Source organism: Schlesneria sphaerica, assembly GCF_044336245.1.
In the GTDB taxonomy this organism is placed as follows: domain Bacteria; phylum Planctomycetota; class Planctomycetia; order Planctomycetales; family Planctomycetaceae; genus Schlesneria; species Schlesneria sphaerica.
On sequence record NZ_CP172346.1, the window covers coordinates 6,272,393 to 6,288,103 of the forward strand.

A 15,711-nucleotide genomic window follows, 5' to 3' on the forward strand; every position below is an offset into this window, starting at 1 on the left:
GTTGTCTGCTTTCAACTACCGGTGCATCGACCGGTTGAGCCCGACCAATTACGATGCGGATATGTCGCCGTCTGCTCGATCACCGATAATTAGCCGCCTGTTGGGAACCCTCGCGGTCGTTCTTGCAGGGACATTTCTCGCTGCGACCTGCTTTCAGACGGTGCTCGGTTCACGCCAGCTAGCTTCAAACTTCATCAGTCCCGCCACCTGGTCCGCACTGACAGCAACCCATCCCTCGGCGATGGGTTCAGGTACTGTCGTGCCGGAACGTGCTCTGGTCGACATTTCAATCGGTTTCACGCTGGTTCCCTGTGCTGTTGTCTCTCTGGTGACGTGGCTGGGAGGAAGCGTATGGCTGACAAGGCGAGGTTGGAGTTGGAATGAGGCTCTCATTACCTGGGGCTGGTACGGCTGGGGTTGGTGGATCCTGCTGGATGTCTGGGAGTGGATCTGGATGAGTGCGGCAGCGGTCGGGTGGTCGTCGCTGGCTGACCTGTTGTCGGTGATTCCCCAGTTCTGGCTGGCTGGATGTCTCGCGGGGTGGATAACGACGTTTCTCACTCTCGCTTCCGTTCGTCGGTCTTCGCCTGATCGGTCTTCGCCTGAGATTGAAGTCGTACGTTCTTCTCAACGGAGAGTCTGGATTGCCGTTTCCGTATATACCCTTGTTTATACCGCGATGAACTGGAGGCTTTACGGGAACCTGCTGATGCCTCATGGTGATTCGGTCATGTATGAAGAACACCTCTGGAACCTGCTGCACGGTAAAGGGTTTCGAAGTTACCTCGATCAGGGACTTTTTCTGGGTGAGCACATCCAGTTTGTGCACCTGTTTCTGCTTCCCCTTTACGTGCTGTGGCCATCACATCTGCTGCTGGAACTCTGCAGTTCCGCCTCACTGGCGCTCGGGGCATTTCCCGTGTACTGGATGGCGAAGCGGCATTGTGGATCCGATCGGGCTGCGTTTGGAGTCGCCGTTGCCTACCTGCTGTACTTCCCCATGCAGTTTCTCGATATCGAAATCGACTTGAAGACTTTTCGCCCCGAGTCATTCGGGATTCTATTGCTGCTGCTGACGTTCGATCAGTTGGACCGACGTAATCTGTCAGGGACCCTGGCGGGGATTGCTCTGTGTCTGACTGTCAAAGAGGATTATACGTTGATCTTTGGCCCGCTGGGGCTCTGGATCGCCTTCCATCGTGAAAATACGACTCAGCTCGACGGAATTCCTCCAACCGATGCTGACAATGCTGCTGCGGGCAGTGCGGTGAAAAACGCGTCTGGCGTCGCTGGTTGGATCATGCCTCGATGTCGGTCGCGGTTAGTGGCCGGTCTTGTACTAAGCATTTTCAGTGTTGCCTACCTCTGGTTTGCTACGCGAGTTGCCATGCCGTGGTTCCGATCAGGAAGTGAGGTTCACTACGCCAGTTACTTCGCTCGATTCGGGAAAACGCCGGAAGAGATACTTCGGACATGGCTGACTCAGCCCTTCTCTGTCATCGAAGCCTTACTGACCCTCGAGACAGCACTTTACGCGATGGCCATGCTCGCACCGGTCATGTTTCTTCCCCTCTTCTCGCCTGGACGGCTGGCGGTCGGGCTCCCTCTGTTCTTCATCTTGTGCCTGAATGAACTGGACGGTTCGCGGACCCCGCAGCACCAGTTTCACGCTCCACTGGTGGCCGTTGTTTTCTGGTCGGTGGCTGCAGGACTGCCGCGCGCGACATCGCTCATCACCCGGCTCGCGCCTAGGTTCAAGGTAATTGCCTCGAATGATCAGGTCGACATTCAGCGCGTGCTCGCACGGCTGGTCTGGACGGCATCCCTTTGCACCGGATTGTTTTTCAGTCTGGGGCCTCAAGGATTCCCTTTCTGGGATCCGGGATCGAGCTGGTATTGGCGGACCCTGTATGGACCCAATCCTCGCTCAGAGAAATTTGCACGGATTGCTCCACTGATTCCAGCAACGGCGCGAGTTGCGTCGACCGACTTCGTCCATCCTCGATTCACTCACCACGAACGGTCGTACGACTACAGTGGTTATCAGCGGAAACTGGCAGGTGAAGGTCAGCGAATACCTGCAGATACGGACTATCTCGTTATCGACACCGGTCATAAATACTCCACCATCAAGTGGCCGGGCGAGATCCCCGAATTACGTGATAATCCTGAAGGCTGGGAACTGCTGCCGGATTTGACCGAAGGAACTTTTATCGTGCTGAAGCGGAAGAGGGATGAGAGGTGACAGCAGCAATTCCTAGAGATTCAATATCGGGGAACTACCTTTCCTCCGCTTCTCAGTGCGGGGCGAATGGCCGAACGTGTGCTGTCCTGCCTCGGTTGCTCGTCAGCGTCCGTTCGCCCGAGGAAACGACAGCAGCACTCCAGGGTGGTGCTGAGATTCTGGATATCAAAAATCCTTCACAGGGATCTCTGGGGATGGCAAGTCTTCAGGATATCACGGCGATCGCGAAGGATTCGCTTCGAAGCCAATATCCGTGGGTTGCACTCAGTGTCGCGTTAGGCGAATTAGCGGACTGGAATCACAATGAGATTCCGTCACTGCCGGAGGGGGTTCAATTTGCTAAGCTTGGCCTCAGTCAGTGTGCTTCGCGGCGGGATTGGGTCACGGAGTGGAGTCGCATTCGTTCGGCATTCGCTATCGCAGCCATTTCAAAGATTGCCTGGGTCGCAGTGGTTTATGCAGACGCGGTGGAAGCCGACGCTCCGCCGGTGGGCGAGGTCCTTGAGGCAGCCATTGAAACAGGCTGTGCCGGATTGTTGATTGATACCTGGGCCAAGGATCAACGAACCTTGCTCAATGAGTTCTCGCAGCAGCAACTGGTTGAGATTGCCGAGCGGTGTCGGTCCGCGGGGCTTTTTCTGGCACTGGCCGGACGACTTAACGCTGACTTGTTGCCAGCGTTAAGTGGCGTACCCGCCGACATCCTTGCGATCCGGTCTGCCGCGTGTCGAGGTTCTGATCGGACTGCGGAACTCGACTCGACAAAAGTGAGCGAGTTCCGCCATCAACTGCGTCAGGCTTACTTAGCCCGTTTATAAAATGGGAGTGGAACGATTTCGGCTGCTTCCCGTTTTCCACGGATATCGACTGTGATACTGGTGCCAATCGCGGAATGCGGCTTAGCGACGTAGGCCATCGCGATTGATTGTTCCAGCGTGGGTGAGAATGTTCCCGAAGTCACTTCGCCGATCCGAGCGTCGGCGGCGAAAATTTCCGAGTGTTCTCGGGCGATTCGCTTCGAGTTCAATTTGATCCCAACGCGAACGGGTCGATCCTCCCGATCTGCGATCTTGGCGAGTGCATCGCGGCCCACGAACTCGCTTTTATCCAGCTTTATGGACGACTTCAGTCCGGCCGTTAGAGGGTCAATGCATTCCGACAGTTCATGTCCGTAGAGCGGCATCGCGGCTTCCAGTCGCAAGGTGTCACGGCAACCCAGCCCGCATGGCTTCAGCTCAGCAGACTCCCCTGCTTCGATGAATGTTTCCCACAGCTTCACTGTCAAATTTGCGGGGACAATGACTTCAAAGCCATCTTCGCCCGTATAGCCAGTGCGACTCACGAAAATGGAGGCTCCATCGAATGTAGAGAACTGGCCGAAGTAGTACCGCATGGCGGAAACGTCCATGTTGAGCACCTTCTGCACAAGCTCCAGGGAACGGGGGCCCTGAATGGCGATCATGCCGGTGTCTTGCGTCTCGTCTCGGAAGCTCAGGTCGAGTGACTTGCCAGACTTGCACAGGTCAGCCTTTCGCTGATTGATCCAGTCGACAATCTTGAGCCGATTACTCGCGTTGACCACGAGGCCGAATGAGGTGGGATTGATTCGATTAACCAGAACATCGTCCAGAATTTGACCGGCATCGTTACAAACCAGTCCATAACGAATCTGACCGTCGACCAGATTGTCGACGCGGCACGTCAGCAGATGATCAAGCAGTCGCTGAGCATCGGGACCGTCAAAACGGAGTCGGCCCATGTGAGAGATGTCAAACAGTCCGACGGCTTTTCGGACGGTGTGATGCTCTTCCGCGATGGACGAATACTGGACTGGCATTTCCCAGCCACCGAATTCCACCATTCTCCCTCGATGGGAGGAGTGCCAGTCAAAAAGTGGTGTGCGGTGCAATGGCATTTCAAGACCTTTATCTCTACCTTGAGAGGCCACCCGATTCCACGATGACCTGTGGCCGGTTCCTTCCCAAGTTCATTTTTACGGGGCAGCTACGTGCAGTCTACGGACTGACGATTCGGTCCCCCGATGCGGGCTGCTGCTGGAGCATGACATTGAAGACACAATTCGGCAAGATTCACTCGCAGCGGATTCACGGAACGAGCACGGCTCCTGTCGGAATTCCGAACCTGTCCAAAGTTGAGGTCGACCATAGACGCCCCTCCCCTTCAAAGAGGAGTGGCATGCGTGGTCCCCGGGCGAGGGGCGGTTTGCTGCAAACGATTCTCACTGTGGGACTCTTCCTGCTAGGCAGCGTGAGTTGCCTCGTTGCCGAAGAGATTCGGCCCAACGTGGTGCTAATCGTTGTGGATGACCTCGGCTGGAGCGATCTGGGGTGCTATGGCAGCAAGTTCCACAAGACGCCGAATCTGGATCGCCTGGCTGCAGAGGGCATGCGCTTCACACAGGCCTACGCGGCCGCTCCCGTCGGAACTCCGACGAGGGTTGCGCTGCTCACCGGGCGATATCCGCAGCGCGTGGGGATCACCTCATCGGTCGTGGCCAGCGGGAATAACCCGAATCACCGAATGACGGCACCACAGGTCGTCCATCAATTGCCGCTTGCCGAGGTGACTCTCGCGGAAGTTCTAAAATCCGCCGGATATGCGACCGCTTCCATTGGGAAATGGAATCTCGGTGGAGAAGGCTTCGGCCCGCAGGAACAAGGATTCGAGACCAACATTGCAGGCAGCGATGTGAACGAGGGAATTTTTCGGGATGTGGCTCCTTACACAAATTCGGCTGGAAAATTCCTGCCCGGTCTGGAGCAGGCGCCTGAGGGTGAACTGCTCACCGATCGACTCGCCACTGAAGCAGAAAAATTCATCACGTCACACGCCAGCAAACCGTTCTTTCTCTACCTGCCACTGAACTCTGTGCACCAGCCCACGAGTGTGAAGCCCGAGGCAGTAGGTAATTACGGGGACGCTCCTGCTCAGCCGAACGGGACGCAATCCAACCCCACCTATGCCGCGATGATTGAGAGCATGGATGTTGCGATTGGTCGAGTCGTTAACCAGTTGAACCAACTCAATCTCTCTCGGAATACGCTGGTTATTGTCACGTCAGACAATGGTGGCGTGTGCAACAGCAATGGGCAGATCCTTCCCCCGACGGTGAATTCTCCATTGCGAGACGGTATGGGCCACCTCTACGAAGGAGGGCTTCGTGTTCCTCTGATCGTCAAGTGGCCCTCTGTTGTGCCGGTCGGATCCACCAGTGACGCGATCGTGTCGAGTATCGACTGGTTCCCCACCATTGTGGACGGACTGTCGCTTGCATCGACGGACCAGCTGAAGTTCCCCGAGTTTGACGGCGTGAGTCTCGTCGAAGTGCTGCGCGGACGAAATGCCCCGTCGCGTGACGCGATCTATTGGCACTTCCCTCACTACAACACCAACGCAGGGGCGATTCCCGGTGCCGCGGTCCGGTCGGGAGACTGGAAGCTGATCGAGTTCTATGAATCGGGGCGTCGAGAGTTATTCAATCTCAAGGCGTCGGTCGGCGAATCGATCAACCTCATCGAAGAGCAACCCGATATCGCCCAGCAACTGGCTGAAAAACTCGAACGCTGGCGAAAGGATGTGAATGCACAACTTCCGCTGGCGAACCCTGACTACACGCCCAATCTTCAATCCGATGATGGGTCAGTCGCTTTGCATGCGAGTACGGCCGAAGTCTCTGGAATCATGTTGAGGTATGAACCACTCCCGAACAAGGACACGCTGGGGTACTGGGTACGAGCAGAAGATACGGCGACGTTTGAGTTCACATTGAAGCGGCCGGGGCGGTTCTATCTGGTTCCTCATGTGGGATGTGGTACGAGCGGTGGAAGTCTGGTTCACTTCGAAGTCGAAGGGCAGACGATACCGCTGGTCGTTCCGGGGACAGGTCACTTCCAGAACTTCGTCCCACAGAACCTAGGGCTGGTTTCGCTGGAAAGAGCCGGACGGTTCAAACTGAAGGTTGTCCCGCAGAAGAAGGAAGGGGTGGCCGTGATGGATATCCGACGTATCGAGTTACGACCCTACGCGGCGGAAGACATGCTTTCAGACCTTCAGTTGCTCAAGCCATTCTGGAAGTCACCGATGGTCTATCGAGAGAGTGTGATTTGCGTTCGGGACGAAAACGGCAAACCTGCAACGGGCAAGTTGCTGTTCCCCGCCCGCAAGATTCTCTCTGTCGCCCGGGCGGATGGGATTCAGCAGTTTCAAGAGGGGACCGATTTCAAGATGGGTCCGGATCGACGGCATCTGGTCAGGAATAACGAGTCGGCCATTCCCGTGCTGAAGTCAACTGACTTATTCATGCCCAAGGGAGCGCGACCAGCGTGGACCGGGGGGGCTCAACCTGCCGTTCCGTGTGCCCTTCCGCATAAGGCGGGCGATCCGGAAACGCATGTGCTGTTTGATAACGGCCACTGGTTCCATGGCCAGCAGATTGAAGTGACATACCTTGCCGAATCTCAGGAATGGCCCGCTGCCGTTCCCCGTTTCGATGCCACAAAATTGCCCCGGACGCTCGCTCGATTGAAGGGGAAACAAAAGCTGACAATCGCGGTCAGCGGTGACAGTATTTCGTACGGGCTGAATGCCTCTGGTCTGGTGATGGCGCCTCCTTATATGCCGATGTATCCCGACCTGGTTGCTGCTCAGTTACGTGCCAGCTACGGGACTGATGTCGCACTGTTCAATCGCGCGGTTGGCGGTTGGGGCGTCCCCAATGGAATCGCAGATCTGGACAAATTGCTCGAGCATCAGCCTGATCTCGTGATCATCGCATACGGCATGAATGATGTCGGACGTCGTAATCCAGGTGCGTACAAAGAAGGAATCCAGCAGATGATCGCGGGGGTTCAGGCCGCCCGACCGGAAGCGGAGATTATCCTCGTCGCCACGATGGTCGGTAACGACCAATGGACACACACTCCTCGCGAGATGTTTCCCAAATATCGAGAGGCCTTGGAGTCGCTCTGTCAAGAAGGGATTGCGCTAGCGGACCTGACCTCCCTCTGGACTGAGATGCTTAAACGCAAACGGGACTGTGATTTGACCGGCAATGGCGTAAACCATCCGAGTGATTTCGGACACCGCGTCTATGCGTCAGCCATCCTTTCGCTGCTGATCGATCTCCCTTAAACCGCATGCAGGACCCCGAGCCTGGCCGAATCCACCGTCGATTTCTCCAGAGCCGACCAAACGAATCGCTCAGGCACCTTGGGAACAAATGGGTGCCTGTGTTTACAGGCGCTTGGAGAGTCCTTCGGCCAATCTCTGGAGAGCCTTGCTGATATCGTCCGGATCCAGATGGACATTCAGGATACTGAAGGCGTCCTTGTTGGCCATCGCGGCGTTGAGTGACTGATCGAGTTCCCCTTCTGTGCGGACTTCAAACCCCCAGCCGCCCCCCAGCAGATCCGGCATGCGATGATAGTTCCAGTTGAGAATATCGTTGAACGGCCCATCCTGCAGGAATCGTTCGGTGGTGTAACCCTTGTTGTTCAGAACGATGACGATGGGATTGAACCCATGTCGGACGGCGGTCGAAAGCTCCATGCAAGTCATCTGGAATGCCCCATCCCCGACGAGCACGATTGGTCGCCGATCCGGGGCTGCGACGTTCACGCCGATGGAAGCGGGAATCGCAAACCCCATCGACGTGTAGTAAGCCGGGCTGATGAATTCGGTCTTCCGGTAGATCGTCAGGTCGGCAGCACTGAAGAGGCAATCACCCACATCGGCAATGACGATCATCGTTTCATCGATCAGTTCGTTAATCCGGGCGAATAACCGGGCGTTCGTAATCTTTGCCTGCGGCTGCAGTGTGTAGGGTGTTGTCGCTTCTCTGGACTTTTCCAGCATCGGTCGTTTGACGACTTTGAGATCGAGGTTTCTGAGGCCTTTTACGAAGTCCGTGACGAGAATATCCAGAAAGTGATGGTGCGAAATCCGCGTGTGCTCCGAAGTGGAATAAATGCACTTGGATGGATTAATGTTCGCCGTGAAGATCCCCATATCGATGTCCGTCAGGAATGCTCCCAGCATGATGACGCAGTCACTCTCTTCGACATAGTTCCTCAAGCTGTCGCGGCACATGGCGCCTTCGTAGATGCCGAGGTAGAGGGGATGCTTTTCACTGACGACCGATTTCCCCAGGAGGGTGGCGCACATCGGAATGGAGTTTTCTTCCGCGAATTTGACAACCTCGTCAGCGAGTCCGAATCGATGCATTTCGACGCCCGCAATGATGACGGGCTTCTTGCAGGCATTAATGACTCGTTGAGCCTCGGCGAGAGATTCCTGCAAGGCATCCTTGTCGCTTTCGAATGACTCCACTTTGGGAACGTGGGGATAAGGGCAACGGACATTCACTCGATCTCGCGGCAGCTCCAGATAAACGGGCCGTTTATAGCGGACGGCCGCTTCGAGACAGCGGTCAATCTCCCGAAACGCCGTAAGGGGATCGTCGAGCGACGCATTGGCCACGGTGATCTTTTCGAAGACCTCGCGCTGGGTATGAAAGTCACGGACCCGATGATGGAGGAGCGGATTCGACTTTCGCTCGTCCACGCCGGGGGCTCCGCTGATCACGACCACGGGTGATTTTTCTGCGAAGGCGCCAGCGATGGAATTGCATAAGCTCAGTCCACCTACGCAGTAAGTGACGCAGACGGCGCCGATCCCGTGGACACGGGCGTACCCGTCAGCGGCGTACCCCGCGCAGTCTTCGCGGGTGCAACCGATCACATTGATCGGGCTTTCCTCAAGCATCCCGTAGAATTGCAGGACAAAATCGCCCGGGATTCCAAAGATGTCGGACAGTCCATGATCCTGAAGTCGCTGGATCAGGTAACTCCCGATCGTCCATTCCTTTTCGGTTTCGACTGGACCTTGATTTTTCGCAGCCTGTACGGCGGATTTTCGAGCCATGTCAATCCCTCAACAGAACCTGGATGTGATATAGTTTCGTCTTGGAAGGATGCTGCAAGTATCGGTACGTCAAGTGAAGTCTGCAAGCCGCAATCGGAGGCAGGGTAATGCTGCTATCAGAGTGGATGTCTCGTTCGTGCCCCGTGATTGGGATGTTGCACGCACCAGCGCTACCTGGCTCTCCTGACTATCGCGGTGACTTTGCCAGTGTCCGTCATATTGTACTGCGAGATGCAGAAGCTCTGGTTGCGGGCGGCGTCGACGGACTGATGCTGGAAAATTTTGGCGATGTCCCTTTCTATCCCGATCGGGTTCCGGCAATCACTGTGGCGGCGATGACATCGCTGGGTAGCGATTTGAAATGGCGGTTCGGGATTCCGCTCGGAATCAATGTCCTGAGAAACGACGGTCGAAGTGCTCTGGCGGTGGCGATTGCCTGCGGTGCTGAATTCATTCGGGTCAATGTCCTGTGTGGCGCTCGCGTTGCGGATCAGGGAATATTACATGGCATCGCCCATGACCTCCTCCGAGAACGAGCGAACCTCAAGGCCCAATCCATTCAGATCTGGGCTGATGTCGACGTGAAGCATTCGGCGGCATTGGCAGCAAGGCCCTTAAAGGATGAAGTGTCTGATCTGATCGATCGCGGTAAAGCGGATGCCCTCATCGTATCGGGATCGGCAACGGGACAACCCATCGATCCGGACACACTTCGCGCAATCAAGTCAGCGTCTGCTTCGACTCCTGTTTTGATGGGTAGCGGCGTGAATGCAGAGACGGTCAGCGAACTTGTTCCTTATGCAGATGGAGCAATTGTTGGCTCAAGCCTCAAGCAGGATGGCAAAGTGAGAAACCCCGTTGAAACGAGTCGCGTGATAGAATTCATGGAAGCGATCAATCGGGGCAACGTGAACAACAGCAGTACGTCCGCCTGACTCCCGCGGAAGTCAGAAGCCGTATCCCATTAAAAAACGGGATCGTCGTAAAATTTTACGGGCGGAATCGGCAACTCGACAATTGGATTATTTAACGCAGTGAAAATCTGCATCAGTAAGAATAAGGGTGGCTGGTGACTCTTCGTGTGACGGACGTGCTCGGTGACGATGGCAGCATCGCCCGACGTATGAAGAACTTTGAATCGCGTCCGCAGCAGATTGAGATGGCGACGGCCGTTGAACACGCAATCGACACGAAGCAGCATCTGGTCGTCGAAGCGGGTACCGGTACCGGGAAAAGTTTCGCCTATCTCGTTCCTGCCATCATTGCCGCGACCGCGAAACAGGGTGAGGGAGGACAACGAAAGAAGATCGTCATTTCGACGCACACGATCAGTTTGCAGGAGCAATTGATCGGCAAGGATATCCCCTTTCTCAACGCCGTGATGCCCGTCGAGTTTTCCGCAGTCCTGGTCAAAGGACGTGGCAACTATATCAGTTTACGGCGGATGAAGGGGACCGTTGATCGGTCGAAAGGGATCTATTCCCGTCCTGACGAGCTGTCGCAGTTGCAGCAGATTGTCGAATGGTCGCGATCGACGACCGACGGCAGTCTGGCAGATCTGGATTTCAAACCGCTGTCTAATGTCTGGGATGAAGTTCATAGCGATCATGGCAATTGCCTTGGAAAAAAATGCCCGACGCACGACCAGTGCCTTTACTACAAAGCTCGACGACGCGTCTGGAACGCAGACGTGATGGTGGTCAATCACGCCCTGTTCTTTGCCGATCTGTCTCTACGCCGGGAAGGGATCAGCCTGCTTCCCGATTATGACGTCGTCGTCTTCGACGAGGCTCATACCGTTGAACAGGTCGCTGCAGACCATCTCGGGATTTCCGTCTCTAACGGACAAGTCGAGTACATGCTGGGCAAGCTCTACAATGACCGGACTCAGAAAGGACTCCTGGTCCGAATGCCCACGGCAGACGCTTCAGTACTCGACCTGCAGCGGCAAGCGATTCGTTCGATCGAACGCATCCGTTTCCTGTCCGGAGATCTGTTCGCTGCGATTCACGAGTGCCAGCGTTCCCACGCAGGAAAGAACGGACGATTCCGCAGTCCGGTTGAGATCGAGAATACGTTGGGACCGGCTCTCAAGGAACTCTCCTCGTGGATCCTGCAAATCAGTTCACACATCAACTCGGATGAAGAGCGGATTGAATATACTTCGGCAGCCGAAAGGTGCAGTTCGCTGGCCGACTCACTGAATTCGTGGTTACAGCAATCGATTGAAGATGCCGTCTACTGGCTTGAAACCAGTGGCCAGCAGCAGCAGCGGATTAAACTGGTCTCTGCTCCGATCGATGTGGGACCCGTGCTGCGAGATGAATTGTTTAACAAGGTCAACACGGTCATTCTCACGAGTGCAACACTCGCAGTGGGAGGTCAGAGTTTCGCATTTATCCGCCAGCGTCTGGGACTGACACGATCGACCGAGAAGAAGGTCGGCAGTCCGTTCGACTACCGGGCTCAGATGAAACTGATTCTTCCCGAAGGGATGCCCGACCCGAGTGAGTCTCCCGCTGATTATGAAACCGCCGTCTGCGAACGGATCCAGAAGTACGTGGAACTGACTCAGGGTCATGCGTTCGTGCTGTTTACCAGTTATCAGATGTTGCGGAACTGCGCACGTCGTCTGACTCCCTGGTTCATCTCAAAAAACCTGAGTCTTTACTCTCAGGCAGATGAGTTGCCGCGCACGATGCTGCTGGAAAAATTTCGCAACGATCCGGCAGGAATCCTGTTTGGAGCCGACAGTTTCTGGCAGGGGGTCGATGTCCCCGGAGATGCTCTTCAGAACGTGATCATCACGAAGCTCCCCTTCAGTGTTCCCGATCATCCCCTGCTCGAAGCACGACTCGAAGCCATTCGAACCGCGGGGGGGAACCCCTTCATGGACTATCAGGTCCCCGAAGCGGTGATCAAACTTAAACAGGGATTCGGTCGTCTGATTCGCACTCGCTACGATAAAGGGATCGTGGTGATCCTGGATCCGCGGGTCAAAACCAAACGCTACGGGCGGCTGTTCCTCGACAGCCTTCCCGAGTGCGAGATCATTAATGATCCTTGATGACTGTTGATCAGTGCGACCCGGTAGCTAACCGTCGACGGACTCTCTCCAGACAATTCCATCTCCTCTCGCTTAGTGCTGCTTCATGACCGAGTTACCCGCCGACGAAAACCGTATCGCCAAAGAGGAGTGTCGGCTGCTTCAAGAGTTGCGGGCGACGCCGGGATTGCTCGAACAGATCAGCCAGTCCAGCGGGTCAGAGCTTGCGCTGCAGTCGGCACTGCGAAGACAGTATCCCGACGATCTGGTGCGAATGGCTGTCTCACTGCATCAGTTCCGCTTGAAAGCGCGTGGCAAGTTCTCGCGGGCAGAACAGATGTGGTTCGACCGTCAGGGGCTCGAACAGTCTACGGCAGAGGTCGTATCTCGTTATAAAGCCCAACGTTTCAAAGGGACTGTCTGGGATCTGTGCAGTGGAATCGGAAGTGATTCGATGTCGCTCGCCGCGCATTGCGATGTGATTGCGGTCGACATTCATGCCCCCAACTGCCTGAGAACCATGTGGAACGCCGAGGTCTATGGCGTTGCGGACCGAGTCGAGACACAGTGCCGCGATGTTCGGGAATTGACGAGCTTCAGTCATCTCGTCCATGTTGATCCGGACCGGCGACCTGGCTCATCGGGGCGAGTCTCGCGAATCGAAGATTATGTCCCCGGACTCGACTATCTGAATGCGATCATGCCGCGATGTCCGGGTGGTGCGATCAAGGTAAGCCCCGCCAGCAACTTCGGCGGTAAGTTCCCCGACGCCGAGATTGAACTGATCAGCCTCCATGGGGAATGCAAAGAAGCGACCGTCTGGTTTGGCGAACTCGCCAGCGATGCGCTGTTTCGCGCGACCGTCTTACCGGCGGGAGAAAGTATCTCAGGGCACCCCTTGGAAGTACTGGTTCCGGTAAGCCCATTGGGACAATACCTCTATGACCCCGATCCCAGTGTTGTACGAGCTGGACTTGTCGATGTGCTCGCGGATCGGCTGGGACTAAGTCGATTGGACCGGGCCGAAGAATATCTGACGTCCGATCACCTCGTGACGTCGCCCTTCCTTCAACCGTTTGAGGTCTTGGAAAATTTACCCAATAATGAGAAAGAACTGAAAGCCTGGCTGAGGAAAGCCAGCGTCGGACCATTGGAAATCAAGTGCCGACATATTCCGATACAAGCCGATGTACTTCGCAGGCGACTTCCGCTGAATGGCTCGGAACCCCGAGTCATCGTGTTCGCTCGACTCGATGGGAAGGCCCGCATTGTCGCGGCCCGACGCATCAGTAGCGAACATCAGTAACGAACAACTGAGCGGAGTTATTCGAACTCCGTATGACGGGTCTCTGGCAATCTGGTTGCCATTCTCAGGCCATCACAGGTTTTCGAACGCGTCCTTACAGCGCGCCGGCAGCAAACTTTCATGTCTCTCTGCGAAGTGGTCGCTCAGGCTCCACTCAATGGCAGAAACACTGCCAGTCGTGGTGGCCCGGCAGGTATCAATTCGTCCGTCGCAAGGCCGTCACGCAGATGTCATCGCGCTGCGCCCGACCGTCACAAAATGCGTCCACAGCTTCAATCAACGCGGGGACAAGCTCGGTTACCGATTGAGGGCCATCGGCAATCACTTGTCGAGCTCGCTCCTTCGCGAACAGCTCATTTCGCGAATTCATCGCTTCTGTGATTCCGTCGGTATAAAAGAGAATCACATCATCGGGTTCCAGCGGGATCCGCAGCAACTCGTATTTCTGGTCAGGCATGACACCCAGAGGCAAGCCCGACTCTCGGTTACCAATGATGTCGGTTCCCTGATTCCGCCGTCGAAACACCGGAGGAAGATGCCCTGCGCTGGCGAGTTGCAGTTCATGGCGAGATGGATCAAGAATGGCAATTGACAACGTGATGAAACGGTAGCCGAGTTCACTATTCGCCATCTCAGAATTCAGACTGTCTAATGCCTTGTTGGCGCACTGAGCATTAAACAGGTGATATCGAACCGACGCGTTTAAGCGGGCCATCAGTAACGCGGCGGGAATTCCTTTTCCGGCGACGTCCCCAATGATCACGGCGATTCGTTCATCAGGTAACCGAATGAAGTCGAAGTAGTCTCCGCCGATGCTTTGTGCCGCAGCGTAATAGTCGGCAAACTCATATCCCGGCACAACGGGAGGCTGGCTCGGCAGGAAGCTCATCTGTACCTGCGCCGCAATCTCCATATCCCGTTCAAAGTCCCGTTGCTTCAGCAACGACTCGTGCATTGCCCCGTTTTCAACGGCCAGACTCGCCTGAGCCCCCACGCTGACCAGCACATCCAGGTCATCCGAGTTAAACGGCTGCGAGACGTCGAACGTGCTGATCTGCAGAACCCCCATGGCGTTGCCGCTGGTATCCATCAGCGGAGTGCACATCAGAGAACGCAACTGCATCTCGGCGATACTTTCGCTGTGTTGGAAACGGCGATCTCCATACACGTCCGCACTCAGAATGGCCTGACCACTGTCCATGGCCTGCCTTACCACGGTCATGCTGACAGGGACATCATCATCGTCATCGCTTCGTCGTGACTGCGAACAGCGAATCCGCAGTTTGTCCGAATGATGATCCTTGAGTAATACAAACCCCGAATCGGCCTGTGGGAAGATCTTGAACAGAGAATTCAGAATCACAGGCAGCACGTCGGAAAGGACGAGCACCTTCCCCAGGGCCATACTGATTTCAAGAATCGCCCGCAGCTTCGCCTCGGGGCGTACATTCAGCCTTAATCCCTGAGCCGACGATCCCGCAGAGATGGAGGTCAGGACTGAAGAGCTTTCCAGTGCTTTTTCGGACGCAATCAGTTCGGGCTCGGAATCAATCTCAGGATCTGGTGCCGAAACGGTCTCGCGGATCCCTCCGATGGCAATCACACTGGAGCCAGGTGAAACCGGGATCGAAGGGCCGCTCGCCTTTCGCATGAACATGAAGGCGTAGTCGCAGACCTTGATCTCGTCGCCATCACGAAGCTCGGTCCGTCCTCGAATGGAGTTCCGGTTCACTTGCGTACCATTACGGCTGCGCAAGTCTTCAATCAGGAAGATACCATGCTCTTCGACGATCTGAGCGTGCTGACGGCTGACAGAGGCGTTGTCGAGAACAATCTGGCACGAGGGATGGCGGCCCAATACAACGGCCTCTCCCGACAGGGCAAGTACCTGACCGGCAGAACTTCCTTTGATGACCTTGAGGTATGCAACGGTCAAGGGAAACTCCGATGAGACCAAAAAGACGACGCGTCCGGCCCGAATTGAAGGGATAAGCTCCTTCCCTTCAGCGTAGCACGGGGCCGAAACGCGTTCAATCGCCATGCAAGGATTTGAAGCAAACCAAGTTCACATAATAAGATCCATCTACGAACTCGATTCCGTTCGCAGCAGCGGCAGTGTTTAGCCTCGTGCGAACGGGATACAGGGGAAAACGCAACTCCTTGGTTCCCCTG

The 15,711-nt window shown here is 55.7% G+C and carries 9 protein-coding genes; 6 read left to right on the top strand and 3 right to left on the bottom strand.

The window, feature by feature from the left end:
* Positions 1–61: 61 nt before the first annotated feature.
* A complete protein-coding gene (locus ACGY09_RS22565) occupies positions 62–2,245 on the top strand; it encodes a DUF2079 domain-containing protein (RefSeq protein ID WP_397569531.1) in 2,184 nt (727 codons plus the stop codon).
* Complete coding sequence (locus ACGY09_RS22570) at positions 2,242–3,063, top strand: (5-formylfuran-3-yl)methyl phosphate synthase (protein WP_397569532.1); 822 nt, start codon at positions 2,242–2,244, stop codon at positions 3,061–3,063. The genes ACGY09_RS22565 and ACGY09_RS22570 overlap by 4 nt, the downstream gene beginning before the upstream one ends.
* On the opposite strand, the gene gcvT is transcribed toward ACGY09_RS22570, so the two are convergent.
* Positions 3,045–4,160 (bottom strand): glycine cleavage system aminomethyltransferase GcvT, encoded by a 1,116-nt coding sequence (gene gcvT, locus ACGY09_RS22575; protein WP_397569533.1) that lies wholly within the window; start codon positions 4,158–4,160, stop codon positions 3,045–3,047. The genes ACGY09_RS22570 and gcvT overlap by 19 nt on opposite strands.
* Here gcvT and ACGY09_RS22580 point away from each other — a divergent pair.
* Positions 4,154–7,396 (top strand): sulfatase-like hydrolase/transferase, encoded by a 3,243-nt coding sequence (locus ACGY09_RS22580; protein WP_397569534.1) that lies wholly within the window; start codon positions 4,154–4,156, stop codon positions 7,394–7,396. The two genes, gcvT and ACGY09_RS22580, sit on opposite strands and share 7 nt — an antisense overlap.
* Positions 7,397–7,498: 102 nt before the next feature.
* Here ACGY09_RS22580 and ACGY09_RS22585 read toward each other — a convergent pair whose 3' ends face one another.
* Entirely contained in the window at positions 7,499–9,187 is a 1,689-nt protein-coding gene (locus ACGY09_RS22585) for an alpha-keto acid decarboxylase family protein (protein ID WP_397569535.1), read from the bottom strand.
* 107 nt (positions 9,188–9,294) lie between these two features.
* On the opposite strand from ACGY09_RS22585, the gene ACGY09_RS22590 reads away from it, so the two are divergent.
* From ACGY09_RS22590 to ACGY09_RS22600, 3 genes are all read left to right on the top strand, one after another.
* Positions 9,295–10,122, top strand: coding sequence for a BtpA/SgcQ family protein (locus ACGY09_RS22590; protein WP_373652714.1), 828 nt, complete (start codon positions 9,295–9,297; stop codon positions 10,120–10,122).
* A 188-nt stretch (positions 10,123–10,310) separates the two neighbouring features.
* Positions 10,311–12,254 carry an ATP-dependent DNA helicase gene (locus ACGY09_RS22595; RefSeq protein WP_397571899.1) on the top strand — a complete coding sequence of 648 codons (1,944 nt, stop codon included), beginning with the start codon at positions 10,311–10,313 and terminating at the stop codon, positions 12,252–12,254.
* Positions 12,255–12,339: 85 nt separating this feature from the next.
* Positions 12,340–13,539: a class I SAM-dependent methyltransferase gene (locus ACGY09_RS22600; protein WP_397569536.1), complete on the top strand. Its 1,200-nt coding sequence runs from the start codon at positions 12,340–12,342 to the stop codon at positions 13,537–13,539.
* Positions 13,540–13,735: 196 nt separating this feature from the next.
* Here ACGY09_RS22600 and ACGY09_RS22605 read toward each other — a convergent pair whose 3' ends face one another.
* Positions 13,736–15,475 carry a SpoIIE family protein phosphatase gene (locus tag ACGY09_RS22605; protein ID WP_397569537.1) on the bottom strand — a complete coding sequence of 580 codons (1,740 nt, stop codon included), beginning with the start codon at positions 15,473–15,475 and terminating at the stop codon, positions 13,736–13,738.
* Between the last annotated feature and the right edge of the window lie 236 nt (positions 15,476–15,711).